General features: G+C 37.8%; 20 protein-coding genes and 7 tRNA genes. 5 read left to right on the plus strand and 22 right to left on the minus strand.

Translation table 11 applies throughout. The features are described from left to right. Positions 1-5: 5 nt before the first annotated feature. The 13 genes from atpH to pcrA form a co-directional block, all read right to left on the minus strand. Positions 6-509, minus strand: coding sequence for an ATP synthase F1 subunit delta (atpH, locus tag CI597_RS06120; protein ID WP_024726981.1), 504 nt, complete (start codon positions 507-509; stop codon positions 6-8). Further along, positions 506-991 carry a F0F1 ATP synthase subunit B gene (gene atpF / locus CI597_RS06125; protein WP_024726980.1) on the minus strand — a complete coding sequence of 162 codons (486 nt, stop codon included), beginning with the start codon at positions 989-991 and terminating at the stop codon, positions 506-508. The genes atpH and atpF overlap by 4 nt, the downstream gene beginning before the upstream one ends. A 22-nt stretch (positions 992-1,013) precedes the next feature. Then, positions 1,014-1,232, minus strand: a complete 219-nt coding sequence (gene atpE / locus CI597_RS06130; RefSeq protein ID WP_006568949.1) for an ATP synthase F0 subunit C — start codon at positions 1,230-1,232, stop codon at positions 1,014-1,016. 42 nt (positions 1,233-1,274) lie between these two features. After that, entirely contained in the window at positions 1,275-1,955 is a 681-nt protein-coding gene (locus CI597_RS06135) for a F0F1 ATP synthase subunit A (RefSeq protein ID WP_024726978.1), read from the minus strand. A 668-nt stretch (positions 1,956-2,623) separates the two neighbouring features. Beyond that, positions 2,624-2,703 (minus strand) — tRNA-Leu (locus tag CI597_RS06140). A gap of 41 nt (positions 2,704-2,744) precedes the next feature. Then, positions 2,745-2,817 (minus strand) — tRNA-Lys (locus CI597_RS06145). Between the two features lie 3 nt (positions 2,818-2,820). Next, a tRNA-Gln gene (locus CI597_RS06150) sits at positions 2,821-2,892 on the minus strand. Between the two features lie 46 nt (positions 2,893-2,938). After that, positions 2,939-3,012: transfer RNA gene (locus CI597_RS06155), tRNA-His, on the minus strand. Positions 3,013-3,060: 48 nt separating this feature from the next. Beyond that, positions 3,061-3,134, minus strand: a tRNA-Arg gene (locus CI597_RS06160). Positions 3,135-3,172: 38 nt separating this feature from the next. Continuing rightward, positions 3,173-3,243: transfer RNA gene (locus CI597_RS06165), tRNA-Gly, on the minus strand. A gap of 4 nt (positions 3,244-3,247) precedes the next feature. After that, positions 3,248-3,322 (minus strand) — tRNA-Pro (locus CI597_RS06170). A gap of 374 nt (positions 3,323-3,696) precedes the next feature. After that, the gene (locus CI597_RS06175; protein WP_095142895.1) at positions 3,697-3,960 is read right to left on the minus strand and encodes a DUF4366 domain-containing protein; all 264 of its coding nucleotides are present in this window, start codon (positions 3,958-3,960) and stop codon (positions 3,697-3,699) included. Between the two features lie 68 nt (positions 3,961-4,028). Next, on the minus strand, positions 4,029-6,236 hold the full coding sequence (gene pcrA, locus CI597_RS06180; RefSeq protein ID WP_024726976.1) for a DNA helicase PcrA: 2,208 nt from the start codon (positions 6,234-6,236) through the stop codon (positions 4,029-4,031). 229 nt (positions 6,237-6,465) lie between these two features. Here pcrA and CI597_RS06185 point away from each other — a divergent pair, with 229 nt between their 5' ends. Further along, positions 6,466-7,074, plus strand: coding sequence for a DUF1836 domain-containing protein (locus CI597_RS06185; RefSeq protein WP_024726975.1), 609 nt, complete (start codon positions 6,466-6,468; stop codon positions 7,072-7,074). Positions 7,075-7,090: 16 nt separating this feature from the next. Here CI597_RS06185 and CI597_RS06190 read toward each other — a convergent pair whose 3' ends face one another. Further along, positions 7,091-7,378: a YerC/YecD family TrpR-related protein gene (locus CI597_RS06190; RefSeq protein ID WP_006568955.1), complete on the minus strand. Its 288-nt coding sequence runs from the start codon at positions 7,376-7,378 to the stop codon at positions 7,091-7,093. 144 nt (positions 7,379-7,522) lie between these two features. Between CI597_RS06190 and CI597_RS06195 the strand changes: the two genes are divergently transcribed. The 4 genes from CI597_RS06195 (at position 7,523) to CI597_RS06215 (ending at position 12,841) form a co-directional block, all read left to right on the plus strand. Beyond that, positions 7,523-7,981, plus strand: coding sequence for an ABC transporter substrate-binding protein (locus CI597_RS06195; protein ID WP_081723797.1), 459 nt, complete (start codon positions 7,523-7,525; stop codon positions 7,979-7,981). Between the two features lie 161 nt (positions 7,982-8,142). Continuing rightward, the gene (locus CI597_RS06200; protein ID WP_235824561.1) at positions 8,143-9,933 is read left to right on the plus strand and encodes a DNA primase family protein; all 1,791 of its coding nucleotides are present in this window, start codon (positions 8,143-8,145) and stop codon (positions 9,931-9,933) included. 246 nt (positions 9,934-10,179) lie between these two features. After that, positions 10,180-11,214 carry a helix-turn-helix domain-containing protein gene (locus CI597_RS06205; protein ID WP_024726973.1) on the plus strand — a complete coding sequence of 345 codons (1,035 nt, stop codon included), beginning with the start codon at positions 10,180-10,182 and terminating at the stop codon, positions 11,212-11,214. 391 nt (positions 11,215-11,605) lie between these two features. Then, positions 11,606-12,841: a hypothetical protein gene (locus tag CI597_RS06215; RefSeq protein WP_024726971.1), complete on the plus strand. Its 1,236-nt coding sequence runs from the start codon at positions 11,606-11,608 to the stop codon at positions 12,839-12,841. A gap of 62 nt (positions 12,842-12,903) precedes the next feature. On the opposite strand, the gene CI597_RS06220 is transcribed toward CI597_RS06215, so the two are convergent. From CI597_RS06220 to CI597_RS06255, 8 genes are all read right to left on the minus strand, one after another. Beyond that, positions 12,904-13,566, minus strand: a complete 663-nt coding sequence (locus CI597_RS06220; RefSeq protein WP_024726970.1) for a hypothetical protein — start codon at positions 13,564-13,566, stop codon at positions 12,904-12,906. Further along, on the minus strand, positions 13,563-15,716 hold the full coding sequence (locus CI597_RS06225; protein ID WP_024726969.1) for a ThiF family adenylyltransferase: 2,154 nt from the start codon (positions 15,714-15,716) through the stop codon (positions 13,563-13,565). Before CI597_RS06225 ends, CI597_RS06220 begins: the two co-directional genes overlap by 4 nt. Before the next feature lies 1 nt (position 15,717). Beyond that, a complete protein-coding gene (locus tag CI597_RS06230; RefSeq protein ID WP_024726968.1) occupies positions 15,718-16,830 on the minus strand; it encodes a hypothetical protein in 1,113 nt (370 codons plus the stop codon). Further along, complete coding sequence (locus CI597_RS06235; protein ID WP_024726967.1) at positions 16,802-17,449, minus strand: RloB family protein; 648 nt, start codon at positions 17,447-17,449, stop codon at positions 16,802-16,804. Before CI597_RS06235 ends, CI597_RS06230 begins: the two co-directional genes overlap by 29 nt. Before the next feature lie 3 nt (positions 17,450-17,452). Beyond that, positions 17,453-18,706 carry an AAA family ATPase gene (locus CI597_RS06240; RefSeq protein ID WP_024726966.1) on the minus strand — a complete coding sequence of 418 codons (1,254 nt, stop codon included), beginning with the start codon at positions 18,704-18,706 and terminating at the stop codon, positions 17,453-17,455. A gap of 78 nt (positions 18,707-18,784) precedes the next feature. Further along, on the minus strand, positions 18,785-19,975 hold the full coding sequence (locus CI597_RS06245) for a macrolide family glycosyltransferase (protein WP_024726965.1): 1,191 nt from the start codon (positions 19,973-19,975) through the stop codon (positions 18,785-18,787). Positions 19,976-19,991: 16 nt separating this feature from the next. After that, positions 19,992-20,201: an AbrB/MazE/SpoVT family DNA-binding domain-containing protein gene (locus CI597_RS06250; RefSeq protein ID WP_024726964.1), complete on the minus strand. Its 210-nt coding sequence runs from the start codon at positions 20,199-20,201 to the stop codon at positions 19,992-19,994. Positions 20,202-20,375: 174 nt separating this feature from the next. Then, the gene (locus CI597_RS06255; protein ID WP_024726963.1) at positions 20,376-22,265 is read right to left on the minus strand and encodes an exonuclease domain-containing protein; all 1,890 of its coding nucleotides are present in this window, start codon (positions 22,263-22,265) and stop codon (positions 20,376-20,378) included. Positions 22,266-22,272 lie beyond the last annotated feature (7 nt).

A 22,272-nucleotide genomic window follows, 5' to 3' on the forward strand; every position in this document is an offset into this window, starting at 1 on the left:
CTGTTTCACCTCCGCACAAGGCTGTTTTGTAATTTTGTAATGGAAGCCTTCACACTTCTGTCATATACATCATCACCCACAGTCAGAATGAATCCGCCGATCAATGACGGGTCTTCTTTCAGCTGCAGATTAACGCCTGTTTTATGATATTTTTGGCAGATCATATTTTTTATGCCTTCAATTCTCCTGTCATCCGGTTTGGTGACATAAGCAAAGACTGCCTTGACTACTTTATTTTTTCTTAAAACTAATTCATCATGTGAAGCAAATATCTCAAAGATGCTGTCTGCCTCACCATTGTCTGTGACGACCTTAAAAAAGCTCTGCACCGGCCCTGGGATCACTCTGTCAATGACCGCATGTTTTTCTTTTTTTGTGACTACCGGACTTGCCAGTGCTTTCACGAATTCCGGGCACTCACTGCAGATCCTTTTCGTCTCATGGATGTACTCTTCAGGAATCGTTAAGTCAAATAATGCTTTTGCATAATTATCTGTCAGCTCATTCATTGGCCTGCACCCGCTTCTCTCAAAAAGTCATCCAGTATTTTTTCATTGGATGCCTGGTCAACGTTCTCCTGAATTACTTTGGAAGCCGCCGCGATCGCCACCTGGGCAATTTCATTCTGTATTCCCTGTACTGCTTTTTCCCGCTCTGTCTCAATGGTTTTTCTTGCGTCCGCAATTATTTTGGACGCCTCCGCATCGGCATCTCTTAAAATCTTCTCATATTCTTCTTTGCCCCGCTCCTTGGCTGTCTTTACGATCCTGGCCGCCTCCTGATTGGCATTTTTAAGCTCGGCCTCGTATCTTTCTTTCAGCAGCCCGGCCTGGGTATTTTTTTGTTCCGCATCCTCTATCTGTCCGCTGATCATCTGTTCCCTTTTCTCAATCATGCCCATAACAGGCTGAAAAAGAAGCTTTTTTAAGATAATAAAAAACACAATAAGGTTCACGAACGTCCACAGGAGCCCTGAATTAAATGTTAACACCTATACCGCCTCCAAGCTTTATTTAAAGTACAAACATGATAATGATTGCAACAACCAGGCCATAGATTGCCGTTGATTCTGCAAGCGCACATCCAAGCAGCAGTGTCTTATTAATCTCCCCGGTTGCCTCCGGCTGTCTTGCGATCGCATCTGTTGCACCTGATGTGGCGATTCCGATACCTATACCTGCTCCAATACCTGATAATACTGCAATACCTGCTCCTAATGCTACTAATGACATAATCTACATCTCCTTATACTATAATTTATTGTTTCTGTTATTCTAATCCATAAGCTCTTTCATAAAGATGGCCGTCAGGAAAACAAACACATACATTTGAATCAGTCCATCAAATACGTCAAAATAAAAACTGAACGGGATCGGCACCAGAATCGGCGCTACAATCTTTAAGAGTTCCATTATGACGAATCCGCCCAGAATATTTCCGAAGAGCCGCATACACAGCGACAGAGGCCTTATAAAGACTTCCAGCACGTTAAGCGGTGCGATAAACGGAACCGGCTCGGTAAAGCTCTTTATGAACCCCTTAAAGCCCTTTTTCCTGATCCCCGAATATTCTATCAGCACGATGCTCATGACCGCCAGCCCTGCTGTTACGTTGATGTCCTTCGTAGGCGGTGTCAGTCCGACCAAACCGCTCAGATTGGAAAGGCCGAGATAGATTCCGACTGTCGCAAGATACGGGATATAGCCTTTTCCCTCGTCTCCCAGAATCCCGTGGAAAAACCGATATACTCCTCCCACCGCAGTCTCAATACAGGCCTGCTTTCTTGTAGGGACAAGCTTTAAATTTCTCACGAAGATCAGACACAGCAGGATGACAAAAGCCATAATACCCCATGTGACTACAACCGATTCCTGCACCGGAATCCCGCCGAAGAGAGGAATGGTGAACGCTGTCTTGCTCACAAGCTCTTCCATCAATTTCTCCGATAAACTCATCGACTGCTCCTCCTTTCCTAAATTTGTAGTGAGTATAATACTCCTATATTACTTTGTCAATTCTAAAAATTACCCTTTTTTTTATGCTTTTTTTCAAGAAAAATCACTTATTTTCCTCTTGAAATAAAATTTTCTTTGGTTCTACCAATTATTATTATATGTTTTATCTAATATTTTCAAGAATCCTATGTTAGTATTTGTACAATTCATACTACCCTTTTGTTCTCCACAAAAAAGAGGTCAGATTTTTCGATTTCTTCTTATTAAAAGAAGTTCATTTTTCTGACCTCGATTTTCCCGGTTCCTGCCCGTTTTATTGTCTTCTGATTCTTAGTGTATGCAATGCTTTTAAAACTGATAATTCAATAATCAATTATAATAATCTGATTTTTCTCAAATACCGGCTAAAGCATGCAAACGTATATTCATAAGCACCTCTGACACGGCTTTGTCCCCTGGACCTCACTCTTTGAGGGGCCTGACAACTTTTTCGTGCCAGATGCGATTTGCCAAAGGCAAATGATTTTCTTACGCATCTGTGCACAACCCGCGGAGCATTTTTATTTCATAGGGAAGGTCGTAGAGCTTTCCTATGAAACAAAAACAGAACGGTACATTCCATCCAAATGTACCGTTCTATTCTTCCTCAACCTATAAAAATAAATGAATGCGGATGACAGGAATCGAACCTGCACTCCGAAGAACTAGATCCTAAGTCTAGCGCGTCTGCCAGTTCCGCCACATCCGCATAAAAAATGCCATCTATACTATAAATGATAGATGACTAAGTGAGCGTGCGGGGATTCGAACCCCGGACAACTTGATTAAAAGTCAAGTGCTCTACCACCTGAGCTACACACCCGTACTGGGCTAGCTGGATTCGAACCAGCGAATGCAGCAGTCAAAGTGCTGTGCCTTACCGCTTGGCGATAGCCCATTATCTTTCAGGAAATCCAGTAGTCCTGTATTGATAAAACAAAAAGGGTGGGTAATGGGATTCGAACCCACGGCCTCCAGAGCCACAATCTGGCGCGCTAACCAACTGCGCTATACCCACCATAAACATAAACTATAAAACTATTATTTCAAACGAGCGAAATAAAAACGAGCCTGAGGGGATTCGAACCCATGACCTACGGCTTAGAAGGCCGTTGCTCTATCCAGCTGAGCTACAGACTCATATGCATAAATATCTTTACTTTGCTTCGCAAAGTGGAAGCGGGTGATGGGAATCGAACCCACGTGATCAGCTTGGAAGGCTGGAGTTCTACCATTGAACTACACCCGCAAAGTCGGGGTGACAGGATTCGAACCTGCGACCTCTTGATCCCAAATCAAGCGCTCTAGCCAAGCTGAGCCACACCCCGATATGTAATTCCTTCTTGAAAGACTTTCCAAAACTGCTGTTGTTTGGCTGCCCTCTTTCTCACAAGCAAGATTTATTATACTGGACAGGCGCGCAAAAGTCAACATCTTTTTTATATTTTTTTAAAACTGGGCTAAACCGCATAACTGCGCGCTTTGTGGCATATTCTTCCACAGTTTTATACATACTTTTTAAAAAAAGTTTTATATTATGAAGTTTCAAATAACGCTTCTGCCCCCCTAAATTTCATTTTTCGGATACGAAGCAGTCAGACCGCCTCATCTGCTCAATCCTCACACTTTGAATAACTTTACAACTTTTTTCCTGAACAACAAAAAAGAAGGCATCCCACAGCTGAGATGCCCTCTGTAAATTTTATTCTTCTTCCTCTTTTGCAGATAACTTTATATCATCTTCATCTTCAAAGAAATCATCATCAAAATCGTCATCGAAATCATCGTCAAAGTCTTCCATATAATCTGGAGTCAAATACTTGTAAACCGCATAAGCAATCCCTGCCACTGCCGCGATTGCACCGATGATTGCCAGAGCCCAGACAATTTTATTATCTTCTTTGTCTTTCTTGTGCATAATGTCTGATACTTTTGCTGCGCTTAGTAAATCGTCAAAACTTTTCATGTCATTCACCCTTTCTTATGTGTTTTTTTTATTATATCACTTATCCCGTTTCATTACTAATCTTTTTTCTAATTTTGCTCGGTTTTCTTTAATTTTGCAAAGGAAGCAAACATCTTTTTTACACCGTGTTTATCAAAGTCTACCGTAACCTCATAATCCCGGCCTCCGGAGACAATTTCCATGACGGTACCCTGGCCGAATTTGATATGGCTCACACGGTCGCCTGCGCCATAAGAAAGCGACTCTGCCTTTGGTTCTGCAAATTGATGTTTTTGGAACGGTTTTCGGAACTGAGTCCTTCGGTTGGATGAAAAAATATCATGATCCGGACGCTTGTCATTTAGATTAACGCCGTAATCCAGCTTTAAAAGCTCCTGAGGGATCTCATCGATGAAACGGGACACCTTGTTAAACTGAGTTCTTCCCTGCATCATCCTGCGCTTTGCGGCACTCAGATAAAGGCGTTCTTTGGCTCTGGTAATTCCCACATAACAAAGCCTCCGCTCCTCCTCCAGTTCTTCCTGGTCTTCAGAGATAATGGTCATATAACTCGGGAAAATCCCGTCCTCCATTCCGCTCATAAATACATATGGGAACTCCAGCCCCTTTGCACTGTGGAGTGTCATGAGGACGACCCTGTTGTCTGAATCTTCCAGGCTGTCGATGTCTGCTACCAGAGCGATTTCCTCGAGGAGACCCGAAAGTGTAGGGTCCTCCGCAGCCTCTTCATATGCAACGATTTTATTCAGAAGTTCATTGATATTTTCTATTCTGACCAGGGCCTCTTCCGTTCCCTCGGCCTCAAGTCCGGTTACATACCCTGTCTGCTTCAAAATATAGTGAAACAGGTCTTCCAGGCTTCCCTTCTGTGCCTGTTCCCTGAAATCCGCAATGAGTTCTGAAAACTTTTCGATTTTTCTCTTTGCATTGGCAAGGGATTCTATCTGTCTTGCCTCAAAGCAGGCATCCAAAAACCCTATATTCTGCTCGATCGCATAGGTCTGAACCTTGTCGATGGTCGTCGCGCCGATCCCTCTCCGGGGAACATTGATGATCCTTTTCACTGCCAGATCGTCAAGGCCGTTGTCCACAGCCTTCAGATAACAGATCACGTCCTTTACTTCTTTTCTCTGATAGAAATTCATTCCGCCCACGATCCGGTAAGGAATATTTTTAATCATAAATTTCTCTTCAAAAATACGGGACTGTGCATTGGTCCGGTAAAGAATCGCGATATTTTTATAGTTCACACCATCCTTTGCCAGGCGGCCGATCTCTTCGACGATCTGTCCCGCCTCTTCATATTCTGTCCCATATTGGTGAAATACAATCGAATCTCCGTCGTCATTTTCTGTCCAAAGGGCTTTTTCTTTCCGGCCCTTATTGTTTTTGATGACTTCATTGGCGGCATTCAGGATATTCTTCGTGGAGCGGTAATTCTGTTCCAATTTGATTACTTCGGCATCCTGAAATACTCCTTCAAAGTTTAAAATATTTTTGATATTAGCACCCCGGAATTTGTAGATGGACTGATCGTCATCGCCTACGACACAGAGATTCTGATACTTCCTTGCCAGCATGCTGATGAGCTGAAACTGGATGGTATTTGTATCCTGGTACTCATCCACCATGATATAGCGGAAGCGTTCCTGATAATAGTCCAAAACTTCAGGGTGAAACTGAAACAGCTCTACTGTTTTAAATAAAAGATCGTCAAAGTCCAAGGCATTGTTGGCCTTCAGCTGTTTTTGGTATTCCTTATAGATTTCTGCAATTTTCTTTTTCTTAAAATCAAAATTATACCGGGTCTCGTATTCTCCCGGTGTCATAAACTCATCTTTCGCTGAGGAGATTGCATTCATCACGGCACGCTCCGGCAGACTTTTTGTGTCCACCCTGAACTGCTTGCAGATGCCCCGGATCAAAGACTTCTGGTCATCGCTGTCATAAATGGTAAAACTGTTGTCATAGCCAAGCTTGTCGATATGTCTCCTCAATATGCGGACACAGGTAGAATGAAACGTGCTGACCCATATATGTTCCGCTCCGGAACCCACCAGGGCATCCACACGCTCTCTCATCTCTCTGGCTGCTTTATTGGTAAATGTTATCGCCATGATGTGGTAGGGATTGACTCCCTGTTCGATCAGATAGGCGATCCTGTGGGTCAGGACCCTTGTCTTGCCTGAGCCTGCGCCGGCCAGCAGAAGCAGAGGCCCTTCCGTACAAAATACGGCTTCCCGCTGCTGTTCATTCAATGTATCATATATGCTCATATGTAATATCCTTTCTTGCTTCTGTTCTACTTCTGTTTAACCTTCCTTTCCGGTAAGACTAACTACTATTATACTACATCCGGTCAAAACAAAGAAGCGATAAATGTGCCTGAGTTTTTACACCCCGCCTCCGGAACAGAAATTCTGCGGAAAATGTCATATCAGAGACTTGTCATATAGTTTAATAAACCGTATAATGTAGTTATCATGCAATCAAGGAGGACGATGTATGGATGATTTAAAAGAAAAACTTTCAAAGTGGCTGGAATTAGACTATATTCTACCGGAAGATATTCCAAATATCGACCTTTATATGGACCAGATCACGACCTTTATGGACACAGAACTAAAAAATTCCACACGGTTTAAGGGAGATAAGATCTTTACCAAAACAATGATCAATAATTATTCAAAAAATGATCTGCTGCCGCCTTCCAGCAAAAAGAAATACTCCAGAAATCATATGATTCTTTTAATCTATATCTATTACCTGAAAAACTTCATGTCTATCTCAGACATCAAGTCTCTTCTGGCCCCGCTGAAAAATCACTTTTATGACGATGACAGGGAACTGTCGTTTTTCGATATCTATGAGGAGATTTATCAGCTGGAACACAGACAGAAACCGGTAATCGCGGAATCTGTGGCGGATGACCTGAAAAAGGCCAGGGAATCTTTTGCTTTCGTGGAGGACGAAAAGGACAGGGATCTGCTTCAGCATTTTTCCTTCATCACACTTTTGTGCTATGATATTTATGCTAAAAAACAGCTGATTGAGAAAATGATCGACAATTTCTATACTGACAATCCAGAAAAAGAAAAAAAGAGAAAAAAATGAAGAAATAGACGAAAGCCTATTTCTTCATTCTGTTAAATACCAAATCATATCCGTCGCTTCCGTAGTTTAAAGAACGGTTGACCCTGCTGATCGTAGCCGTGGATGCGCCCGTCTTCTCTGCCACTTCCAGATACGTATGCTTTTCCCTGAGCATAGAAGCCACTTCAAAACGCTGCGCCAGGGATTCCAGTTCGTTCACCGTACATAAATCTTCAAAGAAAGTAAAACACTCTTCCTCTGTCTCCAACGTAAGAATCGCCTGAAACAGCCGTTTAGCGGCTTCCGTTTTAATCTTTTTGCTCATAATATGCTGCTCCTTTTCCTGCTTCGAAATTTCGATGCTTGATTAGTTTTAATATACAACATCAGCGCGTTAAAGTAAAGAAGATTTGCACCGATTTTTCCGCTGTGCATACTCTATGAAATAAAGTATTTTTTAGGAGTTTTTATGAAAGCAAAAAAACTTGCTGCCGTGTTCCTGACTTCTGTACTGGCTCTGGGCGTTTTGTCCGGATGCGGAACATCTAAATCCGAAGGAGAGACAAAAAAGCTCACCAAGGTCACCTTAAACGAAGTTACCCACTCTGTCTTCTACGCTCCCCAGTATGTAGCCATTGAAAAAGGATATTTCAAGGATGAGGGCATTGACCTGAAGGTTGATACAGGATTCGGTGCAGATAAGAGCATGACCGCTCTGATCTCCGGGAATGCAGACATAGGCTTCATGGGGCCGGAAGCCAGCATCTATCAGTACAACGAAGGAAACCAGGACTATGCCGTCAACTTTGCGCAGCTGACCCAGCGCGCAGGCAACTTCCTCGTTTCCAGAAAAAAGATCAAAAACTTCTCATGGAACGATATCAAGGGCAAAGAAGTAATTGGCGGACGAAAGGGTGTTGTTCACTAATCAATGTAAATCTTGAATCTATCGTTATTATATGTAACTGGATTGATGGTTTGACTAAGGCAAAAGCCTTACATTCAGCCATCATGTAACAATTTTATAAGACTTTTATCGAAAGGCGTTCCTTGATTGGAGCGACTTTTCTACATTAGGAGGAATTTACATTGAATAAAAACTTTTTAGAACACTATATGAAAACCAAACCAGAAACCAATGAACAGAAATATCTGTTTCTCGTAGATAATCAGGATATCGCATTTGCAATTCTTAGTGCGGAATATCCAGCTGTTACACTTTTATACGGACAGCAAGGCTATCATGATATAGACAGCTTCATCGAATATATGGATGAAATCGCCTATACCGGAACATATCAGATGGACTACATTTACGTTCCCGCCTGTTCCAGTAAGAAAACGAATGATTCTCTGGAGCAATATTTCCAGAATAATTATCTCACTTATCGTAAGGGATGGATTCTATTTAAAGACAAAGAATACCTTGCCAAACCAGAGCATTTGCTCCAGATAAAAGCAGTTATATCGGATTTTATCAAGCGGTTTGAAGGACAAGGAACAGACCAACCGGATTTAAACAAATTTCATAGATTTAACGAACAAGGAAAGCGAATCGGTGTATTTGATATGGAGATTGTAGATTATCTGATACAGACGGTTCCTTTTTTTATGCTAGAAAATACACCTTATATCTATGAAAGTGGCTGCTATCACGAAGATGCTAATGGAATTCGCTTAAAATCCCATATTCAGAAGCTGCTCTATCGTGATTGCATTAAAGCAACTACTATTCAGGGCATTTATAATCTTTTGGTATCTCAGCCACAGGTACAGAAACGATTTACAGACCTTAACAATCAGCCATCGCATTGGGTCAATTTCCAGAATGGATATTTTGATGTGATGGAGTGGAAATTAATTGAACATGAAACGAAATATCTGATGATTAATCAAATACCTTTTTCTTTTTATCCAGATCAAGCGGAAACTGTTCTTACTGGTGGAACACATATCCGCAAGTATCTGGATTTTTCTATTTCAGATGAAACCGATCAGCAGACTTTCTGGCAGTATCTTGGATATTGTATGACTACCGATACTCGTTTTCAAAAATTTCTAATGATAAAAGGGAAAGGCGGAACTGGTAAATCCATTGCAATTTCTTTTATACAACACATCGTTGGTTCTGGTAATTATGCCAGTATGTCACTACAGAATTTGAACCAGCGATTTTATCCTACGGGATTGTTTGGAAAGTTATTAAATGCTTGTGCGGATATTCCAAGCACCGCTATGGAAAGTGTTGATATCATCAAGAAAGCAGTTGGGGAAGATACGCTACTTTATGAAAAGAAAGGACAAGACCCGACACAATTTAACAGTAATGCAAAATTGTTGTTTTCAGCCAATAAAATGCCCTTGAATCTGGATGATAAAACAAACGCTTACTACCGCCGTTTATTGGTTCTAGATATTAACCGTACGATTCCAGAAGAAGAAAAAGATTCTAAGCTAAAAGAAAAAATGTGCAATGAATCTGACTATGCCATCCACATGGCAATGCTGGCATTGAAACAGTTATACACCGATAATCATTTTATTGAAAGTGATCACAGTAAAGAATGTATTGCACATCTTTATCGTTCCGCTGACAGCGTAAAAGCATTTACCGATGATATGCTCTGTCATAAACTCGGTGAGAAAATAAAACGTAGTGAAGTGTACAAGATGTATGAAGAATACTGTGAGGATAACGGACGAACACCGCATGGCAAGTCACGATTCTGGGAATATATAGCTGACAAAGGGTATATGATTAAACGTTATTCTGATGGAGCTTATTATTTTAAAGATACTTCTGTGAAAGAATCAGATTTTGAAACGATGGACGATACGATAGCGAATCCATTTGAACAGATGGATTTATCTTTATCGTAAAATGACAGAAATGATAGAAATGACAAAATGCAGATGGATATTCTTGGATATGGAGACTCATGGAAAATCGATTGATGTAGCATGGTATCATTTTTGCCATTTTGTCATACTGCGCTTGCTGCATTGAATATTGGTTAAATTTATTTCTTGTTAATTAACATCTGCTCAATTGTTGTTTTCTTTTGACTTTGTTATGATTGAACTATAGACAACGGCCGGTGTTAAAACTTTAAGGAGGCTTGAACGATGCAGATAGGAAAAACAATTCGAAAATATAGAAAAGAAAAAGGTATGACGCAAGAGGAAATGGCAAATCGTTTGGGTGTAACAACGCCTGCTGTGAATAAATGGGAGAATGAAAATTCGTATCCAGACATTACGTTGCTTGCACCAATCGCACGACTACTTGGGATATCTCTTGATACACTACTTTCTTTCCAGGAAGAACTGACAAAAGAAGAAATTGCTTCGATTGTCATGGAAGCAGACCAAAAACTGAAAACTGAAGCTTATGATAAAGTTTTCCGTTGGGCGAAATCTATCATCGAATCTTATCCAAATTGTTTGATGTTGATTTTGCAACTGGCAACGATTCTTGATGCACAGCGTTTGATAAAAGAAATTCCAAATGCCAGGGACTATGATGACTATATCTTAAAATGTTACAAGCGAGCATTAGAAAGTGACGAAGAAACTCTTCGCACCAGTGCCGCAGATTCTCTTTTTGGGTATTATTCAAGAAATGGACAATACGAGACTGCTGAACAATACTTACAGTATTATTCTATGCAAAATCCACTGCGTAAATTAAAACAGGGAATTATTTATAGCAAAACAAATCGAAGAGATGAAGCATATAAACTCTACGAAGAGATATTATTTTCTGAATACCAAATTCTCAGTATGACTTTGAACAGTTTATATGCTCTCAGTTTAGAAGAACAAAATTATGAGAAAGCCCATTTATTTACAAACAAGCAGCAAGAACTGGCAAAATTATTTGAAATGGGCAAATATCATGAAGTATCCAGTAAACTGGATCTGGCAACTACCGAACAAGATGTCGATACTGTATTAGACACAATGGAAACAATGCTTGCCTCCCTTAATGATATCACCAGTTTTTTGAACTCCCCACTATATGAACACATGGTGTTCAAAAAATCAAACAATACATTTTCGGAACAATTAAAACAAGAGTTATTGAATTGCTTCCAGGATAAAGAAACCTACGGATTTCTTGAAGGCAATGATCGATGGCATAAAATGATACAAAAATAATCAGCATAAATTTGTAACTGAATATGACCACTTAGGTCAGACGAAGCAGCCGATGTATTTTGAGCGAAGAGCCAATGCATCGGCTTTTCTTATGCCAAATTATCCTGCGAATGATTTGGAATAAACCGATAGAACTGAATGGAGTCATTTTTATGATGAAATCTGTTCTTTCGGTGCAGGTGTACAGAGGAATGCAATGCCTTTGTGCATGGGTACAGGGAATGCAATACCCCTGTGCAGGTCAAGGGCGCCGCCTTGCCCAGTTTAGTGGCGTTTCGCCACTTAGTACTGGGTATATTATATATTACTTGACGCAAAAAGCAACAAGGAATCAGCTTCGCTGTCTAAATCCCTTTCAGGGAAATTTTTCAAAGAATGGAGGAACATCAAAATGAAATTAACAAGGCACAATGGTCGTGCCGGAAAAAACGGTGCTTACAATCCCAAGCACAACGACCGCAGTTTTAATATTAACAATAGTGAACACATCAATAAAGAACGAGCAAAAGGAAATATTTACTGGGACTGCTTCAACGGATATCGTACTTTTTATGACAAAGAAAAAGAATGTGAACTGGCAAATACATTCGAAGAAGTGGAAGAACTTTATTACTCTAATCATTATAGAGAATTTATCGAAGGTCAAAATATTAGGAATATCAAAAATCGTCACCCAGAACGTAACCGTACCACATCAGATATCTTAAAACACAAAAAGACTTGCCCAGAAGAAACTATTTATCAGATTGGTAATTTGGATAATCATGTTTCACCAGATATATTATTACAAGTAGTTACAGATTTTATGGTTGAAATTACCGAGCGCTTCGGCACTCACGTTCACATATTGGACTGGGCACTTCATTTGGATGAGAGTACACCTCACATCCATGAACACCATGTATTCGATTGCGAAAATAAATATGGAGAATTGTTTCCACAACAGGAAAAAGCATTAGAACAGCTTGGATTTGATTTGCCCAATCCAGAAAAACCAGCAGGAAGAAACAATAATCGAAAAATGGTATTTGATTCTGCCTGTCGTGTATTGCTCTTTGATATTGCAAAAAATTATGGACTCCAATTAGAAGAAGAACCAGAATACGGCGGGCGAAAATATCTGGAAAAGCAAGATTTTATTCTTGCCAAGCAGAAAGAACAGTTGAAACTTCAAGAAGAAAAACTTGACGAGTTGACTATGAAAATTGAAGACATAGAAACTTTAATTGATGAGGTCTCCGATATTACTTATGACAAAGCTGTTGAAATTGTTACTGCTACCGTCAAAAAAGAAACCTATCTGGAAGATATCCGATTGGTGGAAGAATCAAAAAATTGGGTACTTTCTCCAGAACGAAAAGCGTCTAAGAAAGAGCGTGAATATGCAGTCAAACGATTAGACGGAGTAATTGCCAAGATCAAAAATGCTATGCAAAACACTGTCCAAAAAATCCAGGGCAAGCTCCTGCAACCAGACGTAAAGAAAGCCGGAACAGAACAAATGAAAACAAAAGCAAGGGCATCTGTTCTTTCAAAACTATCTAAAGCCAAAGTGACCGCAGATCAGAAGAATCAAGAACGTATTTCTCAAACAAAAATTCATGCGTTCAAAGAGAATTCTTTGTAGTTTTACAAAAGAAAGGGCGAAGCTCAATTATGAACTTCGCCTGCCTTTAAGAATTCTGCTCTTTATTTTTGAGGATGCAGATCACATGCGATAACTGTTTTTACAAAACGTTTTGATTTTACTCTTGTTGCAATCATACATACCAAATATACTACCACCAAATATATTACTGCTTTTTTGTCGAAAGTGATTAGCTTCATTACAAAAGACAGTAGTGTATACACAAATGTCATCAAAACTATTATAGTCGCCATATCTCTACACATCAAGTAATCTCTATGCGCAATTAAAACTTTTGTTTCTGATTCATGCTGACGTAGTAAATCATGCCACTTGCTGTTTTCATATTGACGACAAGCCTTTTTTTCAGACGGCAAATTATTATATATCTCTTCGTATGATTCAATGGCTTCTGCTGAGATAAAACGTCCATCTTTAGCATCTGTTTTTATGTCACTAAAAACAGTCTCTCCAGGCATTGGACACCACCAAAACACAATGTATCTTTTTAACTCACTTGAAATCATACAATCACAAACAGTAACCAGAGTATAAATAATGCTGGCAAATAAACCAGAGTTAATAATTGTAACGAGTAATTTCATATAATTATTTTCTTCCAAAATACCATCGAAGGTAATCAGTCCATTTAAACTTAAAATTACTAAAATATTTGCTATAACAAGTGTTTTTAATTCTTTTTCTCTATAGTCTTTTATATTCATTTTTTCTCCCTTTTAATAATATAATTTCGAGTATTTGAAGGCGATAAGATTGTCATTAAAAACACATCTTCGGATGGCTGTGTTTCACTAAATGTTTTCAAATCTCTCTGACTTGGTGACGCATCACCTGCAATATGCGTATGCCATTCTCCGATATATCTCAACAGACCATTTGTTTTTGCACGCAATGATTTTAGATATCCTTTTACACCCGATTTTCCCATCTCAACAGTATTATCTTTTCGGTCATTGTCTTCAGGAATAAATGTATCCACAATCGTAATCCGCTTAATCGTTTTTTCAATGCTTCCAATCCAAATACCTGCATTCTCCAGTTTTTCATTGGAATACTCATGAATTGTTTGATATAGAGAAGAACGAATGTGAATAGCCCATCCATCTACTTCTTGTAAAAATACCATCGGTTCCATTTCATAGATACCAACACCATTATTTGTTAAATTATCTCTATCAAAATAATTTACACACACAATTCCATTTTCTGTATCCTGGTATTTATTAATTAAATGGGGAACTACACTTGCATGATTACTTATTGTTCCATCATCCAAAATCGTAGTATCTGAGCTACACCCAAATCCAATATGATATCTCATATCTTCAGGCTGCTTATAATTAAGCCATTGTGAAATATGGGGTTCATCTAACGCTTTTCTGTATAACAATACTTGCATATCGTATATATCCGGATTTCTGCTCTTGCCTTCAATTACAGTAAGACCCATTTTCCCACCTAAATATATTTCGCTTCTAATTATGGATGATTTTATCTTATCAGTTAATGTAGCCCAAAACAGAATTCTTCTCGAAGCAGTACAATCAATAACGATACCTTCTGGTAATATATCGGTATTAAAAATATTTTCAGTATGGCTTGTACTATTATTATCATTGAACATACAATCCATCTCTATTTTCATTACCTCAGCCTTTGGATGACCAACCGCATAATTTCCACTTTCGTAATGTCTTACTAAATTGTGTGGCAAAATAACATCCTCATCATAAAAATGTTGCTCTGTATATCCCATGCGAGCCAAATTCATTGATACTTTAGATCCCAACGCACCACAGCCAAGCATAATAACGGGTTTCTTCGAGATATTTTCTGTACCTGATAATCTTTCTGCCATTGTATTGTTTAAAGCTTGTATTGGCACAACTTTCTTAATAGAACAGTTTCCTAAATTTGGAGAAGATTTAAAATCATACAACAATAGAACCGCTATAAATTCATATTCAGAAAAACCACCAAGAACTTGCATTGGACGTTTCACTGCAAGAACAACTAAGATATTTTTTAGGGAATCAATTTTGTGGGACTCATGGTATCTTCTTGAGATTTTTCGAATTCCATGTTGAATTCTACATTCACACGGAAAAATTTTCAAATCTTTCTCAGTACAAAGAGCTTGACTGATGTAATCATGAACTACATCTTCTCTATCAAATACAAATATACATGGCAGGATATCATCACTTAACTCTTTTGAATATTCTTGATTCAAAATCTGAAAATATCTGTTCGCTTTTTGTTTCATTTGTAATACTTGAGCACCATGAGTAGTTCCATACGTTGAGATTATCTTACATAAATAATCAAAATCCATTTCTGCAAATCCTGCTGTATTCTCATATCGAACAGTTTCAAATCCATCACCATTCATAAGTTCTCCATTAATCAAATCAGAAAACCAATCATTCACACGATCACAAAACGCCCTAGGACCATTCTGAAAAAACCATTCGTTAACATCCCCTCTATATAAACAAGGATTCAAAAGATGAATATTGCTATTTGCAATACCAAGATTTAGATGCGGAATTCGGCTGGTAGGAAAGTCATTCCTTACAAATAAAATCGCTGGTGCAAAGAATGGATAGTCCGATTTGACAAAAATTAATATTTCTTCATCAGAACGAACATCCAATTCTTTATATACGCCGTTAGTCGGGAGTGAAAGTTCCAATCTGCAATGAATAAATAGTCCATCAGAAAGCGAACTCTCATAAAGTCCCAATCTCTCCATACTATAATTTTCATCTATGGCCGATATCAACGGCATATATTTTTCACAACAAGTTTCCAATTTATGAAATTCATAACGTTCAAAAATTGTACCCGGCATACTATTCTCCACCATAAGATTTTTGTGTAAAGGAATTGTATTGACTTGTTGCTGTTGCAATAGATTTTATTGAAAATCCCTGACCAGTAATTTTAAATGTTAATGGTTTTGGATCATCAGCATTTGGATATTCTGCTGTACATTTATATCTATCTTGCTTTTTCAGGTGCTTAATATAGACGTTTTTAGCTCTGTAACTCGGTGGATTGTCACCATCACGTTTAATGACCTTGCTCGAAGAAACCACATATGCATTTTCTTTAGATTTTTCAAGAAATTCTTCAATAACAGGGTCTGCTTTTCCTGTATGAGTATCTTCAGAACTAACTGCATGCCAGGAGCAATGGTGTGGTGCCAATAATAAATCAAAAGTCATGTCTGGATTTAGTTCAATAACTTCTTTCCAGTTCTCACACTTGAGATCTCCACCGATAATTGCAATATATGTACCACCATTAATCTCAAAAGTAATTTTAAAAGAGGCGGTACAATCGTTCACGTCAGACTCTTCATCATCGTTTGCTTTCTTCACCGGTCTTAATACAAATATTTCTGCGCCATAATCCGTATTTCCATTTATATCAGAAATCGTTTCTCCTGCTGGAACAATAGCATCTGCGTAGTCTTTTAATTCCTTACTATATCCAACAATTTTAATACGATTTCCTGGCGTATCTGCTTCTTCAGTACCTAACAAGTCAAGTCTTCTTTGTGCTTCTTCTCTAATCGCATCTGCATCGTCATTGTAATGAGTCTCATCCATCATAAGTTTTGCAGGTACATACAATTCATCAATTCTGATTTTATCATCGTCAGAATCTTCTGGAGCACACAAATTAAAGTAATCTCTAATTCCACGACAATGATCATTATCTGAGTGAGTCAAGAAAAATGCATCCAAATAAATTTGTCCATTATCAATCGGCAGAGTATCTTGCAAGTATTCATTGCAATCATAAATTTTATCATCATTTTCTGCATTTCTCATGTTACAATCTATCATGATGTATTTATTTGTCTTTGTTTGAATCAATGTCATATCCCCATTACCCACAGGGAAAAATGTCATATAATTAGCCATATAATCACCCTTTAACCTTTCTTCTAATTTCACCCACCAGCTCATGCACCGTTGTTGCCGGACACATATGTGATGGAACTATTTTACCTTCTCTCAGACATTGCTCATATTTCTGAGCAGCAATCTGAAGTGCCTTATCTTCATCTCCGTTTTCACAGAGTCTTTTGTACATATCAGAATCAGCTTTTGAATAGTCTTGACCAGTTTTTACTTTATACAATTCACTGAATCTTGAGCAGCAGATCCAAGATTCCTGTATTACCGGCATATTACCAAAATAGGCAAACATCCAGATTTCAAAACACGGATTGGACCAACCCACGTTAATTCCAGCTTTCTCAGCATCTTTGATTATCTGATCAAAGTTTGGCACTTGATCACGATCGAATACAATCCACGGAATGCGATATTGTGCTTCGTAAGCAGTCATTTTAAGACACTTTTGAATCATATTCTGAGTCTTTGTCTCCACGACCTTGATAACAAGCTTCTTCTTTGTGTCTTCTGGAAGGTTATTATGTAATCCAGTGAAAAAACAGCGTTCAGTAGCTTCTGTATCGGTCACGACCAGATAGTATCCCATTTCTGGGATACGACGTACTGCACGCTGTTCTCTTGTTTTTCTGTTACCCGTTCTGTCTTTACGTGCCATAAGTTAACCCTCCTTAAAAAAGTCGATTGTCTTTAAGGATGGAATAGCTCCATATTTTCCTAACAGATAATTTTTTTCATAACTTTCGTCCTTACGGATACGGGAACCATCCTCGTCGATAAAATCAGCCAAGGAATATAATGTAGATAATCCCATATCATCTTTTTCCGTAAACCAGATTTCATCACGACGTAACAGCTGATTAGATAACTGCCATGTGTCATGCGTTGTAAATACGAGCTGTGCATGATTTACATTGATTTCTGGGTTAAGAAAAGTAAGAATGAAGTTGCGAACAAGAAGTGGGTGTAATCGAGCATTTAACTCGTCGATAAAGAATACCCCACCATTTTGCAATACATCCTGTAATTCTGGATAGAGTGCAAACATTTTTAAAGTACCTGCTGATTCATGAGCAAGTGGAATTTTTGCCATGTCTTCAGATCCGATTTTTTTATGAAGTGCATCTATCAGATATTTTTCTTCTTTAGAATCTTCCTGGGCAGGAAGTTTTGTAACTTCAAATCCTTTTATTGTTTCGTCAAAAGAAGAGAAGTATTTTACAACGTTTGCTCTGATTTTTTCGTCATCAATAAATCCCGCAGGAAGAACACGAGACATAAAGAAATTAGTAACAGCATCTCCAAAATCTGCAAATTCATTATTCAAAAACCAGTCCCTTACAAGTTTACATTTAGCAACTTTTAATTTTGCTCCTAATGAAACAATCAGAACCTCTTTTTCTAATGCAATTTCAATATTTTCTCTGCTTGTTTTTGGAACACCTACAAGATCCAACGTTTCCTCATCTCTGTAGAAAACAGTAGAATATTTGCGAGCTGTTTTTGCCTTGTAATTTAACCATTCTTCTGTAACACCAGTTTGCCCGATACAAAATCCGTAATTATAACATTTTTCAGTTTTGTCACCTGGTACGGTAAAATAAACTTCAAAACTTGTATCTGCTGTTTCAGAAGAAACGTCAAAAAGAAATGGACGTGGTCTGATATCATCGAAATCTTCTTCATCGCCATATTTGAAAGAGTTCACTACATACTCGCTCATATACTCAAATGCACCATAGACATTAGATTTTCCACTTGCATTTGCACCATAAACAGCAGCTACAGGCAATATCTTTTCGTTACCCACGGATATAACACGATTTGAAAATTCTGTCATTTTTGCTGCGGATAAATCCAGTGTAGCCTCATCACGAAATGATTTGAAATTTTTAAAATTAAATTGTATCAACATAGTTTAAACCCTTCCTTTCATAATCTATTATATCCATTTTTAGCAAAAAATCAACATCTAAATTCGATATTTTCTCATTTAGATGTTGATTTCTATTCGTTTGCACATTTTTTCAATTTTATCTGCGGCACCTTTTGCACCAGTACATTTACGGAATCCCTGAGAAATTTTTGACGCCTGTTCATAATAAGATTTTGTATTTAGTACATTTTCAATTGTCGTCCTAATAGATTTTACATTTATATTCTTCAATCTGACACCCGCACCAAGTTGTTCTACCCTTGTAGCCACGCCGTCTTGTTCAGATGTTTGCGGAAACATCACGAGTGGAACCTTATAATATAAACTTTCATTGACACTATTCATACCACAGTGGGTAAGGAATACATCCGCCTGACTTAATACAGCTATCTGATCTACAAACCTCGAAATCGTAATATTATCCGGTATAGCACCTAAGTCTTCAATATTTATCAAATTGCCAACTGACATAATAACCTGATACTTTGTATTGGCAAATGTTTCTATACATTTTTTGTAAAACTCTACGGAATCATTAATGACTGTTCCCATTGATATATAAATTAATTTATCCGACTTCTTCTCAATCGCATTTTCAACAGGTCGTATTGATGGCCCTACAAAAACGTATTTATCCGAAAATGTTTTGGAACATGGTTGAAATTCTGGAGATGTATATACAATCGTATCTATATTGTTGTCATTTTGAATAATATCGAGAACGCTTTTTACAGGATAACCTTTATCTTGTAAACGTTTGATGTTTTTATTGATTTTCAACATTGAGAAGATCATACCAAATATCTGTCCTGGACTTTGCTTCATTATCTTTGCTGAATGCTGATTGAAAGCAAAGGTTGTCGTTGAAGATACAAACGGAATCCCAAGTTTTAGTGCCACAGCTTTTCCCCATACAGCCATGGAATCCGCAACGATACAATCTGGATTTAATTCTTTCATATGTTCGCACACCGCATCATCCAGAGCTAATGTAGTATCAACCAATATCTGCGTTGAAAAAGCCAAATCTTTTCCTATTCGGGCTCCGTCTTTCGCATCTAATCGCTGTTCCTGATCGTATTCATCACAAGATACAAAAACAGCACCTGTGGATTCGATTTTGTCACGCATCATATTGTAGGAGTAATAAAAAACCTGATGCCCTCTACTGATTAATTCACGCACAACTCCTAACGTCGGATTTGTATGCCCATGCGCTGGGATACAAAAGAAAACGATTTTACTCATAGAATCTCACCATCCTTTAGGAATCCATTTCTGAAAAAATCCTTACAATATATTCTTTTTGCATTTCCTTTGGCAAGATTGCCAAACCTCTTTTTTCATCACCTAAAACTAAAATTTCCATTCCCGGCTGAAGATCAAATAAATTTCTTGCTTCTTTCGGGATAACAAATTGACCTTTTTCTCCAATTTTAACCATCCATGCATATTTTCCGTTATTAACTTCCATAAGCGCCTCCCGAAGTATGATTTATATGAATAATCATACTTCCATCATTAAAAAAAGTCAATATACAATGTTTTTTCAAAAAAAGGAGTCCACGCATGAACTCCTATGGGCTATGGGCATCTCAAGATTCCATAGCACAACCATATTGAATTAAAACGTATTTGCAACAACAGTTCAATCGCCAATTTCATCAACATACTTCCAAACATAACCACCTGCATGCTTCTGAACACCTTTTGCAGCATCTCGTATACTCTTGGAATTTACACCGGTTTCACGTACAGCTTGTGCAATAGTATCATATCGTTTGATTAAAGTCATATCATCCGTCAATTGCAAAATAGCACGCCCTGTTGTTTTCGTAGAAGTCTCAGAAATAATTTTTATATTTTCATTTTTTATCTGTTCTTTTTCTAATTTCTTTTTCTCAGCCTCTTGCTGTTTGTATAGCAATTGTATTGCTTTATCTCGTCGAGCTTCTAAACGACTAACATTTATTCCATTTTTTCTTTCACGCACAATGCCTTCGTCTAAAATATCTATTTCGTTTGCATAGTCTTTCAGTTTATGATATGCCATTGCATAAGAGTCATAAAGAACCGGAGCATCATATCCATTATATCTTGCCTGATCAAACAGTTTGATTGCATCTTCTACATTTCCCTCTTTACGGAGATTATCTCCTTTTTCCCAGAATGGATATCCTTCATCATAGCCCTTTTCCCAATTATTTTTATTGCGAATACCAGCTAATGGAACTCTATTATGAATAGGCTGAATAATGATATCTTCTCTAGAGATTCGAGATTTATCATTAGAATTCTCTATGGTTTCCGAAACAACTTTCTCCGTCAATTTTCTCCTTTCAGCACTTTCAAGCAACGCTGCAACATCCATATCAGAAAGATGGTTTAACATAGCTGGACTGTTTTTATGTTCTGCTTCATATCGCTTATTATATTTAAAATAATCCAATGCTGACTTACGACATTTCGCATAAATGCTAAATAAATATGATTCCAACGGCTCCAATTCGAACGGACTATTGAAATATACTCTTACATAATCCGAACCACCTTCACTCATTGTACATGGCTCTATATTACAATTTAGTTTTCCAGCACTTGACTTTTCAACAATAATGTATTTTCCCTTTTTGGCACATTTAAATTTCAAAATAGAATATAGGTAACTTACATCAACGTAATTGCTACTGTTTTTATAAAACCCTAACCATTTAGAATCACCACCATTTTTCATGATGCAATTCTGAATGTAAGCACATATCTCCATTTCTTCGTCACATGGTTTACTTTTTTCTAAGTTTCTTAATCTTTTTTCTTCCTCTTTTTCTTCTATTTGCAGTAAGTTCCAAAGAATTTTCCCACATATTTCTGCATCTGTAACAGCTCTATGAGATTGATTATTTACAAGGTCAAAATACATAGCAACCGTATCTTGTTTATAGTTATGCAACCCTTTGATCAAACTACGAGAAAGTGAAAGTGTATCTACATAAGAAATTTTTCCATCATATCCAAGACGCATTAATGTTTCTGAAAGAAAATTCATATCAAAAGACGCATTATGTGCACATATAGTAGTTTGCTGTTTTAAAGCATCTCCTAGAAAGTCTACTAATTCTGCATACACAATACATTCTTTCGGTGCGTCTTTTACCATTTCATTTGTAATGTGATTAATAGCGGTGGCACTGTATGGAATAAAGACTTCTGGATTAACCAATGAACTATATCCTTTGATAATCTCTCCATTTTCAAATAAAACAGCTGCAACTTCGATTATCTTATCATTCATCGGACTTAATCCTGTCGTTTCAACATCGAAAGCAATATAACGTTTTTTCAATTCTTTAACTGTAGCGTAATCCACTTGCTTTTTATATGTACCAACGTATCCTCTTTTCAATTGTTCTTTTACTGTTGGTTCCGCTTTTTGCATGACCATATTCACTGTAGTTTTTTCTTGTTTATCTTGCTTTACTGGTATACTCTGTTGTGATTCTATTGCTTTTTTCTTGAATAATTTATCAAATATTCCCATCTCAAAT

The sequence above is a fragment of the Anaerostipes hominis (ex Lee et al. 2021) genome (assembly GCF_002270485.1).
In the GTDB taxonomy this organism is placed as follows: Bacteria; Bacillota; Clostridia; order Lachnospirales; family Lachnospiraceae; genus Anaerostipes; species Anaerostipes hominis.

Excerpts from the sequence above, each read along its gene's own strand:
- atpH (WP_024726981.1), bottom strand. The coding sequence starts at position 509 with ATGAATGAGCTGACAGATAATTATGCAAAAGCATTATTTGACTTAACG.
- atpE (WP_006568949.1), bottom strand. The coding sequence starts at position 1,232 with ATGTCATTAGTAGCATTAGGAGCAGGTATTGCAGTATTATCAGGTATT.
- CI597_RS06135 (WP_024726978.1), bottom strand. The coding sequence starts at position 1,955 with ATGAGTTTATCGGAGAAATTGATGGAAGAGCTTGTGAGCAAGACAGCG.
- CI597_RS06175 (WP_095142895.1), bottom strand. The coding sequence starts at position 3,960 with ATGAAAAGTTTTGACGATTTACTAAGCGCAGCAAAAGTATCAGACATT.
- pcrA (WP_024726976.1), bottom strand. The coding sequence starts at position 6,236 with ATGAGCATATATGATACATTGAATGAACAGCAGCGGGAAGCCGTATTT.
- CI597_RS06185 (WP_024726975.1), top strand. The coding sequence starts at position 6,466 with ATGGATGATTTAAAAGAAAAACTTTCAAAGTGGCTGGAATTAGACTAT.
- CI597_RS06190 (WP_006568955.1), bottom strand. The coding sequence starts at position 7,378 with ATGAGCAAAAAGATTAAAACGGAAGCCGCTAAACGGCTGTTTCAGGCG.
- CI597_RS06195 (WP_081723797.1), top strand. The coding sequence starts at position 7,523 with ATGAAAGCAAAAAAACTTGCTGCCGTGTTCCTGACTTCTGTACTGGCT.
- CI597_RS06205 (WP_024726973.1), top strand. The coding sequence starts at position 10,180 with ATGCAGATAGGAAAAACAATTCGAAAATATAGAAAAGAAAAAGGTATG.
- CI597_RS06215 (WP_024726971.1), top strand. The coding sequence starts at position 11,606 with ATGAAATTAACAAGGCACAATGGTCGTGCCGGAAAAAACGGTGCTTAC.
- CI597_RS06220 (WP_024726970.1), bottom strand. The coding sequence starts at position 13,566 with ATGAATATAAAAGACTATAGAGAAAAAGAATTAAAAACACTTGTTATA.
- CI597_RS06225 (WP_024726969.1), bottom strand. The coding sequence starts at position 15,716 with ATGCCGGGTACAATTTTTGAACGTTATGAATTTCATAAATTGGAAACT.
- CI597_RS06235 (WP_024726967.1), bottom strand. The coding sequence starts at position 17,449 with ATGGCACGTAAAGACAGAACGGGTAACAGAAAAACAAGAGAACAGCGT.
- CI597_RS06240 (WP_024726966.1), bottom strand. The coding sequence starts at position 18,706 with ATGTTGATACAATTTAATTTTAAAAATTTCAAATCATTTCGTGATGAG.
- CI597_RS06245 (WP_024726965.1), bottom strand. The coding sequence starts at position 19,975 with ATGAGTAAAATCGTTTTCTTTTGTATCCCAGCGCATGGGCATACAAAT.
- CI597_RS06250 (WP_024726964.1), bottom strand. The coding sequence starts at position 20,201 with ATGGAAGTTAATAACGGAAAATATGCATGGATGGTTAAAATTGGAGAA.
- CI597_RS06255 (WP_024726963.1), bottom strand. The coding sequence starts at position 22,265 with ATGGGAATATTTGATAAATTATTCAAGAAAAAAGCAATAGAATCACAA.